Origin of the sequence: Paenibacillus thiaminolyticus, assembly GCF_003591545.1 — a bacterium.
Classification (GTDB): domain Bacteria; phylum Bacillota; class Bacilli; order Paenibacillales; family Paenibacillaceae; genus Paenibacillus_B; species Paenibacillus_B thiaminolyticus_A.
On record NZ_QYZD01000003.1, the window covers coordinates 1 to 13,047 of the forward strand.

Consider the following 13,047-nt stretch of genomic DNA (forward strand, 5'->3'; position numbering starts at 1 on the left):
GGTGTGGAAGAGGGGAAAAGGCGGAGATTACCTCAAAACCTTACCTATTCTTATTGCTCCGTTCGGGCAGAATTTAGAATGGAAATTCATAAAACCTGATGACTGCTTTCCTTGATGCCGAAGGAGGGCAGTTTTTTGTTTTAGAAGCTCCGGCAACGGCGAGGAGGAATGAGCCTTCCGACTTCCCGCCGGAGGTGAAAGACCCTCCAACCTTTTCCTTCTTGTTGTCCGGAGCGTTGTTTTCTGTCCGATTACGAGACGGTGGCGTTTTTTATCCATTTTGCGTTGCGTCCCCGGGAGAGGAGTTTTATGGCGTTTTCTTTCTGGAGACATTCAAACACTTTGTTAATCGTACTTTGCGACACATCGGCAAATACGGTTCGTATATCTTCTTTTGTAAAAGGGGCTTCCTGCTTCATAATATAAACTTTAATTTTATCACTTTTATTTTTTTTCATTTGATAGTCGGCATCCAGCAATGTACAGGCTTCTAAAATAATATTCAACAGACAATGTAAGATGAAGGTTATATTGTACTCTTGAAAATCCCAGTTGGCAGAGGATTTTTTAAGTGATTCAAAGTAATCGGTTTCGTATTTTTTTATTAATTTATCTAATGAAATGTATTTCACCAAGGAATGTTTACTTTTCAAGAGCAAAAAATAAAGAAGCAGGCGTGCAATTCTTTCATTTCCATATTCAAAGGGGGAGATACAAATAAAATGGAAAATAAAATGAGCACTTAATATTAAAGGATCAATCACTCCCTCCTCTATTAACTCATTATATTCCCGGCAAAGCTGTTCCATGTATGCTGGTATTTGTGCAGACGCTACGGGCGGATGACAACAAAAAATAGGTAATTTTAGTTCCAGATTATCGGGAATTATTATTTCGTTCTTTCTCCATGTTCCGCTATCCGATGAAGCATATTTGAATAGTTGAAAGTGAGTTTCCAGAATAAAACTTGGGTCAATAGTACTGTATTTACACTTATTATGGATAAAGGTTAATGTATCATAGCAACATGATATTTCATTTTCTATCGTACTTTTTGGCGCTTTGTTATAAATTAATAGTTCTTTTAACCGTTTGCTGGTTACTTTCAGGTCTTTGTGCATAGAAAAAAAGTCCTGCGCCTGTTGAACTTTCATTGCTTTATGCAAATTTTCCAAAATGCATGGAAATTCTTTTTCATAAACTTCCAGCCATCCTTTATAATAGTTAATTTTTCCTATTAAGCTTACCGTTTCTAGATCGAGTGATAATTTTTTGAACTTTTCGTCAAAAAAAGACAGTATTCTACCCTTATTTTCCATCGAATTATACAATAACTCCGTTGTTTGTACCATTTTTTTACCTCCAGACTAATTCAAGCAAAGATTTATATACGTGATATTTAAGAAAAAAAGTGTAATTTTTCGTTTTTTTGGCTTATTTTCTGCCATTGTGTATGATAACGGTAGAAAATGCTTAGAAGAAGTTACCAAGTAAAGTTTTTTAAATGCCAGTATAACTCATCATGGAAAGGAGTGCCTAGGCCTCAAGACCATACCTCACCATCTGAGGCGAACTTGTCATCAAGCGATTCCTGCTTCAGAACTAGAAAGGAGGAAAGGATATGGACCGTAAGAGTCCTATCATTTCTATTAAAAGCATCAATAAATCGTACGGCGATTACCAAGTGATTAAAGATTTAAGTTTAGACATATATGAAGGAGAAGTTATCGGGTTATTAGGACCGAATGGAGCAGGAAAAACAACCCTTATATCTATATTATCGACACTGCTGCTCCCTGATGAAGGGGAAGGAGTAATTTGCGGGCGCAATTTGGTCAAAGAGCGGCACGAAATAAAAAAAGTTGTCAGTGTTGTGCCTCAAGATTTAGCTTTGTATCCTACGTTAACGGCCTATGACAATCTATCCTTCTACGCCGATTTGTATGGCTTAAAAGGGAGCAGAAAAAAGAGCCAAATCGCTAAAGCGCTTCAGTTCGCGCAGTTGGAAGACTGGGCAAACAAGAGAATTGATTCTTTTTCCGGCGGAATGAAAAGACGGATTAACTTGGTGGTTGGTTTGTTAAATGAGCCCAAAGTGGTCTTTTTAGATGAACCGACCGTCGGGATTGATCCCCAATCCAGAAATCATATTTTTAGCTGTATTCGCCATCTTGTAGACGATCTGGGGATTACCGTCATCTATACGACTCATTATATGGAAGAAGCGGAAATGCTCTGCGACCGGGTCGCCATCTATGATAAAGGAGAAATTTTAGATTTAGATACTCCTAAAAATCTAATAAAAAAATATGGTGAAAATGATGTGGAGTTTGTCGTACAGGATGCCTCCGGGAGCTTTATTGACAAAGTGGAATCGATTGAAGAGGTCAAGTCTTTTACCCGGAAGGATCAAAAAATCATGATTCAATGTGCGGACAGTTTTGCGGTGACACAAAAAGTAATCGCTCTTGCTCAGCAGGAAGAGGTACAAATTGATTCCTTGCTTGTGAAAAACTCCAATCTGGAACATGTCTTTTTACATCTAACCGGAAAAACACTGAGGGCTTGAAAGGAGGAGATAAGATGAAGTCTTGGTACATAGCCAAGAAAGATTTATTGATCCAGCTCAAAGATATCCCTGGCCTAATCTATTTATTCATTACTCCCATTATCGTTATTGCTGTTGCAAGTTTTGCTTTATCGAATGTGTTCGACAGCAAGACAGAGAAATTCAAAATTCCGATCGTTGTCCAAGATCAGGGTGAATTAGCAGAGAAAGTCGTTACCGAATTGAAAAAAATACCGGCATTGGACATTCAAGAAACTTATAAAGCGGATGGCACAGATAAACCTTATACCGAAGAAGAGGCAAAAAAAGAAGTCCAGACTAAAAAAGCGGCAATCATCATTCCGCAAGACTTTACGAAAAATGCCTATTCGGGCGTGGAGACGAAAATTGTCATTATCGAGGACAAGGTAGACCGCATCATTCCAAGCATCGTTTTCAATGCGGTTACGCAAATCATCGCCGATATCGAAAAAGGGATAACGCAGCAACAAGCTGCTGCAGCAACGCCAAGGAATCTGAAAGTAGAGTCTAAGGAATTAACAGATGAAGGCGAACATAAGCCCACTCCATTTGAATCCAATGTTCCGGGTTATGCGGTTATGTTTGTCCTTCTCGGAACGGCATCAGCAGCGGGTGCCTTTGTAGAGGAACGGGAGAACGGGACATTAAGGAAAATTCTTACTTTACCCGTAAACTCCTTATCCATCATTTTAGGGAAGATGTTATCTTGTTTTATTACGGCTATTGTTCAATGTGCCGTGCTGTTCAGTGTAGGCCATTTTGTATTCGGCATGTGGCTCGGAAAGAGCATTCCGGCATTAGCCCTATTAATCGTTTGCACGGCATTTGCGTCGTCCAGTTTAGCTATTCTGCTCGCTTCCATCTGCAAGTCCAGATCGCAGGCTAACGGGATTTCCATTTTAATTGTGTTATCGATGTCTGCCTTGGGCGGGTCGTGGTGGCCGTTATATATCGAACCGGAATGGATGCAGAAGTTGGCGCACATTACTATTACGGCCTGGGCGATGGGCGGCTTTAACGACCTTTTAATTTATAATAAAGGATTTTCGGCTGTTCTAGGTTCAGCCGCCGCATTAATAGGCATGGGGATTTTGTTCTTGTCCATATCTATCCGGAAATTTCAGGTTTCCGCCAAAAGCAGGTGAAGCAGTTGAATCCGGTAAGAGTTGAAGTCAAAGTTCGGTTCGGGGAATGTGATTTTATGGGAGTCGCCCATCATTCCCACTACTTTCATTGGTTTGAGATGGGAAGGTTTGAACTCCTGCAGAACTCGGCTATAGGAGAATATATAAAAACGAACGGATATTATTTTCCTGTCATTGATATCGGCTGCAAATACCGAAAAGGGGCCGTATTTAACGATATTGTCATTGTTGAGACCTATTTGAGAACGAAGAGCAAAGCTTATTTGGAATTTGATCATAAGCTGTTTAGAAAAAAAGGCCGTGTCCTCTTGGCAGAAGGGTTTTCCAAGCATGTATTGACAACGGCGGACGGCCAAATGTTATACCGGCTGCCGCAAAAACTGTTCGATATGGTTTCATTACTTTGCGAGGAGGGAGTCTCATGATTGCTTTTATTTTCCCGGGTCAGGGATCGCAAACCGTCGGTATGTGTAAAGGCTATTATGATAAGTTTCCTGAGATTTTCAATCCGTTATTTGAAGAGGCAAGCGATACGTTAGGCTTTGATTTGAAAAAAATATGTCTATACGGCCCGATGGAACAATTAACCGAGACAAGTGTAGCACAGCCGGCTATTTTAACCGTGAGTACCGGGATAGCCAAGGTTTTGGCATCCATGAATATTCGGGCGTCGATGGTTGCGGGGCACAGCTTCGGTCAATTCTCGGCGCTGGTAGAGGCTGGAGTATTGCAATTCAATGATGCTTTGCGCATTGTTCGTAAACGCGGACAAGCGATGAGCCAAGTGAAGATTCCGGGGTCCATGCTCGGGGTTGTGACCAATACAAGCGAAAAGATCTCAGAAATTATTGAGAAATCCGGACCGTATCAAATTGACGTCGGGGCTTATAATTCCCCGACGCAGGTTGTATTTTCCGGTGCCAGTGCCAATGTGGAACGATTCCAGAAAGACATCTCCCAGCTACCCGGCGTAAAAGTAAAAATGCTGGCCACCAGTCAAGCGTTCCATTCCCGCTTAATGAGCGAAATGGTGTCAGAGTTCATGGAGTATGTACAATCATTTTCGATGCAGCAAGCCCGGATTCCTATTATTCTTAATTGTTCGGCAGAAAAAACGGTGGATGCAGCGGCGATTTTAGAAGATATAAAGCTTCAGTGTACAGAAACCATTCTATGGGAGACAACGATAAATTCCCTCTTGGATGCCGGGGTCGAACACTTTATCGAAGTAGGTCCGGGAAATACGTTAACGAAGCTATGCTGGTTATTCCAGCGGAATATATCCGTTTCTTCGACCGAAACTCCCATGAAGCTAAAGAAAATGGCCGAATCATGGAAAAAGGAAGGTCAGGGGGAAGGCACAGATGTGTAACGGGATGTTTAACGGGAATGAAGTGTCGCTCGTAATCGGAGGATCAAGGGGAATAGGGAAAGCCATTGCGAAAGATTTGGCCAGGAATGGGCTGATTGTCTATTTTACTTATCAAAGCAACCGGCAGGCTGCCGAAGAAGTGGCGGCAGAAATCGGGAAAGAAGGCGGTAAGGGAATTGCTGTCCAGGCCGATCTTGCCGACCAACAATCTATTCAGGCTTTATACCAACAGATTCACGCTCAGGAAAAAAGAATAGATATTGTAGTAAATAATGCGGGTGTGACCAACGACGGATTCGCCGCGATAATGAGCAAAGAAAAATGGAGTGGCGTGCTGGATGTAAATTTAACGGGGACATTCTTATCCTGCCGCCAGGCATTAAAAATAATGATGAGACAAAGAAGCGGGGTGATTGTCAACGTCACCTCCACAAGCGGAATCGCGGGAGCAAAAGGACAGAGCAATTATTCCGCTTCCAAAGGAGGCATGATTTCCTTAACCAAAACGTTGGCGCTGGAAGCGGCCGAATACGGTATCCGCGTCAATGCAGTCGCACCCGGATACATTAAAACGGATATGACCAAAAGCATGAATCAGCAAGTGTTGCAGAAAATGCTCAAGTTTATTCCGCTTGGAAGAATGGGGGAGCCTGAGGAAGTAGCACACTTAACAACCTTTTTATGTTCAACTTATGCAAGTTATATTACGGGAAAAGTATATACGATCGACGGCGGGCTCCTTCATTCTTAATTCGAGGAAATTTAACAAAAGAGAGGTCAAGAGACATGCTTACGTATGAAAAAACAATAACCCAAGCTGAAGAGAGAAAACAACTTACCAGTCGAATCAAAGAAATTATTATAGACCGGTTAGATTTGAACATTGAACCGCATCTTATTACGGATGACCAGCCATTGTTCGGAAGAGGATTAGGAATAGATTCACTGGATGCATTAGAGCTTTTATTGGCGATTGAAGAAGAGTTCGGAATCGCTTTGTACGATGAAAATATGGTCGTACTGGGTTCTATTAATAAAATTGCGGATTTCATTGAAGAAAATAAGGAGGGGTGATGCGGGGTGAGGCCAGTGCTAACTGCGGATCAAATTCGGGATCTATTGCCCCACAGATGGCCGTTTCTTTTACTGGATAAAGTCATTGAATTGGAGCCGGGAAAACGGGGAATCGGCATTAAAAATGTGACCATTAGCGAACCTTACTTTGAAGGCCATTTTCCGAATGAGTCGATTATGCCGGGGGTTCTTATTATTGAGGCTCTAGCGCAAATGACGGCGGTTGTATATGTAACCGGAGAATTGGAGAAAAAAGGCGGGCAGATGAACGGTGAATTGGAAGTAGACCCGAGTTCATATGTTGGGTATTTAGTATCTTTGCGCAACATGAAATTTTTGAAGCCCGTTGTACCCGGAGATCAACTGCAATTACATGTTCAAATCGGACGGTCGCTAGGATTAATCTCTCAAGTGGAAGTTGAAGCTTACGTAGAAAATAAGAAAGTGGCAGCAGGAAGCATTCAAGTATCTAAAAGGGCTGAGCCGGTATGATTTCTCATGAGCCTATTGGCATTCGCGAATGTACAGAGAGTGATAGTTATCATTTGGCGCAATTTTACAATAAATATCAGTACGGGCCTGTCCGGTACGGGTATCCGTTAACAGAGAAGGATATAAAGCAGCTGTTTCTAGAACGGAAAATCAATTTATATCTGGCGGCAGAGTATAAGGGAGACATCATTGGAACGTTATTATTCTCGAATTTGTCAAGCCAAAGAGCGGCTGAACCGGATGTAGCATGGGCCGGATACTTTTTAATTCACCCGGAGTTTCGTTCGGGAAGCATTCCGGATAAATTTTTTACCTATGCCATCCGGAAACTGATTCAGCAAGGCATCCGATACATTGATACGGAAGTGAACCCGGAAGATAAGCTGGCCATGTCTCTCTATAAACGGGTTGGACTCTACCAGACGAGCAGGTCTTACATTAATTACGACGGCTATTTAAATTTACGAAGTTATTTGCCGTATCTAATCCGTTATTTTGTGGAAGCTTTTCAACCGCCTGACGGGGAATCCTTGGTGTCAAGGGGATGGAAGACGATCAAACCCGTACAGTCCATGCGGAATCTGAACAGTAATGCCATCGTAGAAAATGGCATTGAAACGGTCAAGTATTCCATTGACCTCGGTTCAAGAGAGGCAAACGGCTGGATTGACGTAAAAAGTCAAAAAATGACAAAGATACAAACGAAGCATGTTTTCTTTACAAGCTACATCAAGGAAGGGAACGATCTGGCGGCAGGACAGGAAGTACATGTCCGGTACGTATTTCAGCATCATTTTAAAGAAGCGGTCACAGCCGATATCTCGGCATGGTTGGGCCAACAAGCCATCTCGGAAACCACCCAATCCTTTGAGCCGGATCAGCGATATGAATGGGAAGCTGCCGTCCAATTAACCGAAACCTTTGATGGTGTACTGGTGACAACGTTAAAAACTAACGATTTTCAACTGGAACTCTTTTTTGGAGTGACCATTAAAGCCCCTTTGGAAGTGTATGTGAAGGAACCGCCCAAATTAGTGAGCGGCCGGGAAAGTGTTTATCCTGTCATCGTAAAAAATAATTCCGGCGAAAGTCGGAAATATACATTGCAAGTTCAATCTGATAATCCGGAAGTATTGGAAGCCGCGCTCTTGAAACCGATGGAAGAGCTCGTTGTGGAGTGTGGTGCACAAGTCACGCATGAACTTCAATTAAATGCCCGAAAGAACGGAGTTGCCAACCTGCTGATTTCGGCTGCGGGCCGGCAACACAACGATTCAGATACGGTGAGTATACCCGTTCCCGTCCATTCCTATGGACATGGCAACTCATACGAGGACGAGCAGCATCTGATCCTGGAAAGCATGTATTTAAGCGCAAAAGTAAATAAAAAAACAGGATGCTTGTATCTGTATGATTCTAGAACAGGACAGCAGTTAGCCCAAGAAGCTTGGCCGGATCTGGATTATCCTTTTTGTAATGCTGTGAAGGAACCGAAGCGGAATGATCTTACATGGGGCAAGGATTCGGAAGACCGTATACACATCGTCCACCGGCGGACAGGCTTGAAGCGCCGTATCTCCTTTTTCTCGGAAAAAACGTTGAAAATAGAAGATGATGCCGAATCAGGAGAAAGAATAAAGATTTATCCCTGGTGTATGCTCTATGCCGCGCAAATGACCGTACCTTTGAAAACGCAGGATATAAAGTTTCCCATGATTTACGGGGAAAAACCGTTTTCCTTGCATGACTTTGAATATGTGGACGGGTTTGATTTACCGGCTCGAAGCGAAGAATACCGGATGAACTATACCGTATTTGAAGATCAAAATGTGACATTGGGAATGATGTGGGAGGGCGCGGTAGAACGTGTACTCTACGGGTTACGATGGATGCCCTCACTCGTCTTTACGAAAGGCCCGAATGACAAATATATAAGCAAAACTCATTATTATACGGTGGAAGAAAAGGTAGAAGAGGTCTTCGCGAATATCGTGGAGAGTAAAAATGTTCTCGCTCCCTTTGCCGGTCCGGACGTCGCGTGGGCGGATGAAAAAATTATCAATACGAAAGAAGACCAGCATTATATCCTTCAAAATAATCGCTTTGCTCTCAAAATCGGGAAAAAGCAGGGGGCAATCACCTATGTTGCTTATCAAGGCAAAGAGATTGGAAAAGCAAAGCCTGCCTTGGAGGGATGCTTCTTTTTACCGGGTTTCATGATTCCCGATAATATCCCGTATTCCTTCAATGATAAGGGACTGGTTTTTCAATCTATGGCCGAACACCCCCGAGTTAAAGACGTGCAAACCGCTGATAAAGATGTGAACGGCCATGTTCTAAAGCTGCTTTCCTGCGATATGGGAGCTTGGCAAGTTGAATATTTAGCGAGTTATCATCTTCCGGCACTGCAAGTCAACATGAAAAAAAACAAAGATGATAAACATTTTGTGTTTCACTTTTTCTGGGGGCGGCAGGGAAAATCGTCTATTAAAAAAATGTATGGTTGGCAAAATGGAAAAAAACTCGTTATTTTACCAAAAAACCAAAATAGAAAAATATACGCAGACAGTAAAATGACTATCGAATTTGTTAATGGCTTATTTGTGACTATTTCCGTCACATCGGCCCATACAAAAATGGCTGTCTATGAATGGTTTAAAAAAGGAATCCAAATTGGTCTGTTTACCTGTGATGAGGGGGAAAATCTTACATTTCATTTTGCTGTCGGAGAAACCATGCAGGAGAGTATCTATTTTTCACAAATGCTACTAGAGGAACTGGAGGAATCACATGATGACTAATCAGACAGGTATCCAAACGAGGGAAAGAAGTGCGTATGAGGCCATTCGGAGCGGAATTGGCATAATAGAGTTGTCTTCCGCCGGAAAGATTGTCGTCAAGGGCGATGAGCATGTGGAATTTCTGGATGGGCTTGTGACCAAAGATATTCAATTTATGGAAGAAGAGAAAACCGCTTATGCGCTTCTGCTGCGGGATGATGGAACGGTGATTGATCTTGTCAATCTCTTTAAAAACGAAGATTCTATTACTCTCATTACGGCATCCGATAAGAAGGATCAAGTTCTCGCCTGGCTGCAAGAGAATCGGGAAAAGCAGGAGCATCAGGTAGAGATTGCGGATATCAGTGAAAGCCACTCCTTAATTGGATTTGAAGGACCTTATGCCTGGAAGCTTGCCCAGCAATTTTTGCACTTTGAAATCTCATCGCTTCCGTTTCAGTCGTTTGCCCCGACTACCTTCCAGGGGACAGAAATCATATTGGCAAGAACCGGGGTTACCGGAGAATACGGGTACCAGCTTTTATTTGAAAAAGAGCTCAAAGACGCGGTTGCGGAGAAGGTGAATTCTTTTGCAGAAATCGATCTTCAGGACGTAGATAAAGAGGCGCTGGAAACAGCCATGTTAGAGGTTCGCCACCCTTATTTTGAATTTAAAACAGGACAGGAACTGTCTTTATTTGAAGTTTGCCTGGAGTGGTTTGTTGATTTTTATAAAGATGCTTTTATTGGAAAAGAGTTTCTGGAGCAGCAATTGGAGAAAGGGATTAGCAAAAGAATCGTCGGATTCACAACGGACAGGGAAAATCCCGTATCGCTGGAGGATGAAATCTATGTGGGCGAGCATGCCATCGGAAAAGTCATAGAAATCAAAGAGAGCCCGGGATTACATGCCAAGCTTGGGATCGGATTATTACGCGAGCCATTTGCGGTTTCCGGAATTCACTTCCAAATCAAAGACAAACAAAACCGGGTATTTGAGGCGACAACGCAATCTTCCCCATATATTCTTTGCAAGTCGTGGGAAATGAAAACAATATAAGGGTGACAGCTATGAAGACTAATAAGCAGCGCATTGTTGTAACCGGAATGGGGATTATTTGTCCGAACGGCAAAAATCTGGATGAGTTCTTGGAACGGGTTAAAGCCGGAAAATCCGGCATTAAAGTCGTAAACAATATTGATATGTCCGATATGCTAACGAATTTGGGCGGAGAGATTGCTGATTTTCATCCGGAAGACTATTTTTCAGAAGAAGAGCTCAATGAGATGGACCGCTGCGGCCAATTAGGCGTTCTGGCTGCCAGGGAAGCGGTGACCCGTGCGAATCTGCGGATGAAGTCGCTCGATCCTTACCGGGTCGGAATTTCATTGGGAACCTCTTTGGGCGGGATGCTGAGCGGTGAAGAATTTCATGAGCAGTGGCTGAAAAAGGGCATTCAGCATGCGGATGAAGCTTTGCTTTATAAATATCTCATTCATACTCCCTGCGATAATATTACGCGCGTATTAGGAATAAAAGGACCCAAGATGGTTATTTCCAATGCCTGTGCGGCGGGAACGAATTCCATCGGATATGCATTGGACATCATTCGCAATGATAAAGCTGACGTTATGATCACAGGCGGGGTAGATCCGTTGTCCAGATTATCGTTGAGCGGCTTTAACAGTTTGCAGGCGTTGGTCCCGACTCCGCCGGCTCCATACAGCAAAAGCAACGGGGTAGTCATTGGAGAGGGAGCGGCGATCCTTGTTGTAGAAAAGCTAGAGCATGCTTTGGAACGCGGCGCTTCTATTTTGGCGGAAGTATTGGATTACGATTTATCTTCCGATGCGTATCACCAGACGGCACCGGACCCGGGAGGGGAAGGGGCGTTGCGGTCGATGCAGGGAGCGTTAAGAAAAGCCAATGTCGAGAGTAACGCGATTTCTTATATTAATGGACACGGGACAGGCACCCCGGCCAATGATATGTCTGAACCAAAGGCGATTCTGGCCTTAACGGGCGACCATAAGATACCGGTCTCCTCTACTAAATCCATGATTGGCCATATGTTGGGAGCAGGGGGAGCGGCCGAAGCCGTGACGAGTATTTTAGCCATTCAGCATGGTTTTTTGCCCCCGACCATTAATTTTGACCTGGAAAGCCAGAAATTTGATCTTGATTTCGTTCCGAACGAAGGAAGAGACGAGCATCTCGATTACGTCTTGTCGAATTCGTTTGCTTTTGGGGGGAACAATGCCAGCATTCTATTCCGGAAATACCAGGGCGGAAACGAACGGGCCGCTGAAAAGCCGATCAAGAAAGTGGTAATCACGGGTATCGGCGCTCTTGCCGGAAACGCCGCCAGCCTGGAGGAAGTTAAGGAATGCCTGCTTCAGGGGAAAAGCGGCATCTCTCCGATTGAAAAGTGGGAGGCGGAATCCTCTTCTTGTATGAAGGCAGGTCAAATCCCTGAAATCAATTTCCGGAAAATGATTCATCCCAATTTATTACGGAAAATGGATGCGATCAGCCGGAATGCGGTTGTATCCGTCAAAATGGCTTTAGAACATGGAAAACTGAAGATTGACCGTGATAACAGGGCAAAGATTGGCATCATTTTCGCTACGAGTACAGGCCCTATTGAAACCGTGGAAAGCTTTAACCGGATTATTATCCAAGAAGGGGTAAAGTCGGCCAATGCCAAATTATTCCCAAATACGGTCATGAATGCAGCCGCCGGCCACATTTCATTAAATTTTAAAGTGAAAGGCCCTACATCAACGGTGTCGTGCGGCAATGTATCCGGGATTAGCGCCCTGTATTACGCCTATTCTTTGATTCAGTCCAGTGATTACGACACGTTTATCGTTGTGGCTTCGGATGAAGTCAACAAACCGATCGTAGAGGGACATTCCCGGATTAACAAATTTTTAACATCAGACGAAATTCAACCGTTTGGCTCTGCCAGAAGCGGGACGATTCTCGGAGAAGGCAGTGTTGCTTTTATTATAGAAAGCGAGGAAGCGGCCTTACGAAGAAAGGCAAGAATTTTTGCAGAGCTCAAAGGGTTCGGGTTGACGTCGGATGACAGCAAAATCGGAGGCGTAAACCATACGGGGAAAGCCTGGAAAACATCTATGGAAATGGCCTTGAGCGAAGCGGGAATATGTGCTGATGATATTGGCTATATCGGTGCGGCTGCCAATGGACATCCGTACTTTGACAGTGTGGAAGAAAGGGTCATTCACGGTCTATTCGGAGACAGGGTGCCCGTAAGTGCTTCTAAGTCCGTATTTGGAGAAACCTTTGCTAGCTCGGGACTTCTTTCCTTGATTAGCGCTTTATGTGCTTTCGACGGAAAAATTCCTCCGACCCAAAATGTAACCTGTCATAACGGAAGAATTGATCTTGTCACAGAACAAGCCCGTGAAGCCGAGATAGACCATGCTTTAATTAGTTCGTTTTCTTATGGAGGCAACTACAATACCGTCGTCATTGGAAAGTACGAGCAATGAGAGTATAAAGCAAGGCTATCATGCGAGAGCTAGTTTTCTTGTCGGGTTATGGAAAAACCTGCCTAAATGGCGGTT

11 protein-coding genes are annotated in these 13,047 nt (G+C 43.5%); 10 read left to right on the plus strand and 1 reads right to left on the minus strand.

The features are described 5' to 3' along the window. Window positions 1–251: 251 nt before the first annotated feature. Window positions 252–1,352 (minus strand): Fic family protein, encoded by a 1,101-nt coding sequence (locus DQX05_RS04995; RefSeq protein WP_259391781.1) that lies wholly within the window; start codon window positions 1,350–1,352, stop codon window positions 252–254. Window positions 1,353–1,621: 269 nt separating this feature from the next. Between DQX05_RS04995 and DQX05_RS05000 the strand changes: the two genes are divergently transcribed. From DQX05_RS05000 to DQX05_RS05045, 10 genes are read left to right on the plus strand one after another with little or no spacing between them, the layout of a single operon-like run. Next, a complete protein-coding gene (locus DQX05_RS05000) occupies window positions 1,622–2,569 on the plus strand; it encodes an ABC transporter ATP-binding protein (protein ID WP_119791468.1) in 948 nt (315 codons plus the stop codon). A 14-nt stretch (window positions 2,570–2,583) separates the two neighbouring features. Further along, complete coding sequence (locus DQX05_RS05005) at window positions 2,584–3,735, plus strand: ABC transporter permease (RefSeq protein ID WP_119791470.1); 1,152 nt, start codon at window positions 2,584–2,586, stop codon at window positions 3,733–3,735. Window positions 3,736–3,740: 5 nt separating this feature from the next. Then, entirely contained in the window at window positions 3,741–4,160 is a 420-nt protein-coding gene (locus DQX05_RS05010) for an acyl-CoA thioesterase (protein ID WP_119791472.1), read from the plus strand. Next, window positions 4,157–5,107, plus strand: coding sequence for an ACP S-malonyltransferase (locus DQX05_RS05015; RefSeq protein WP_119791474.1), 951 nt, complete (start codon window positions 4,157–4,159; stop codon window positions 5,105–5,107). Before DQX05_RS05010 ends, DQX05_RS05015 begins: the two co-directional genes overlap by 4 nt. Further along, window positions 5,100–5,858 carry a 3-oxoacyl-[acyl-carrier-protein] reductase gene (fabG, locus tag DQX05_RS05020; protein ID WP_259391782.1) on the plus strand — a complete coding sequence of 253 codons (759 nt, stop codon included), beginning with the start codon at window positions 5,100–5,102 and terminating at the stop codon, window positions 5,856–5,858. The genes DQX05_RS05015 and fabG overlap by 8 nt, the downstream gene beginning before the upstream one ends. Before the next feature lie 35 nt (window positions 5,859–5,893). Next, a complete protein-coding gene (locus DQX05_RS05025) occupies window positions 5,894–6,181 on the plus strand; it encodes a phosphopantetheine-binding protein (RefSeq protein WP_119791476.1) in 288 nt (95 codons plus the stop codon). A gap of 6 nt (window positions 6,182–6,187) precedes the next feature. Continuing rightward, entirely contained in the window at window positions 6,188–6,673 is a 486-nt protein-coding gene (fabZ, locus tag DQX05_RS05030; protein ID WP_119791478.1) for a 3-hydroxyacyl-ACP dehydratase FabZ, read from the plus strand. Next, entirely contained in the window at window positions 6,670–9,474 is a 2,805-nt protein-coding gene (locus DQX05_RS05035) for a GNAT family N-acetyltransferase (protein WP_119791479.1), read from the plus strand. Before fabZ ends, DQX05_RS05035 begins: the two co-directional genes overlap by 4 nt. After that, window positions 9,464–10,513 (plus strand): aminomethyl transferase family protein, encoded by a 1,050-nt coding sequence (locus DQX05_RS05040; protein WP_259391783.1) that lies wholly within the window; start codon window positions 9,464–9,466, stop codon window positions 10,511–10,513. Before DQX05_RS05035 ends, DQX05_RS05040 begins: the two co-directional genes overlap by 11 nt. Window positions 10,514–10,524: 11 nt before the next feature. Further along, window positions 10,525–12,972, plus strand: a complete 2,448-nt coding sequence (locus tag DQX05_RS05045) for a beta-ketoacyl-[acyl-carrier-protein] synthase family protein (protein ID WP_119791481.1) — start codon at window positions 10,525–10,527, stop codon at window positions 12,970–12,972. Window positions 12,973–13,047: the final 75 nt, after the last annotated feature.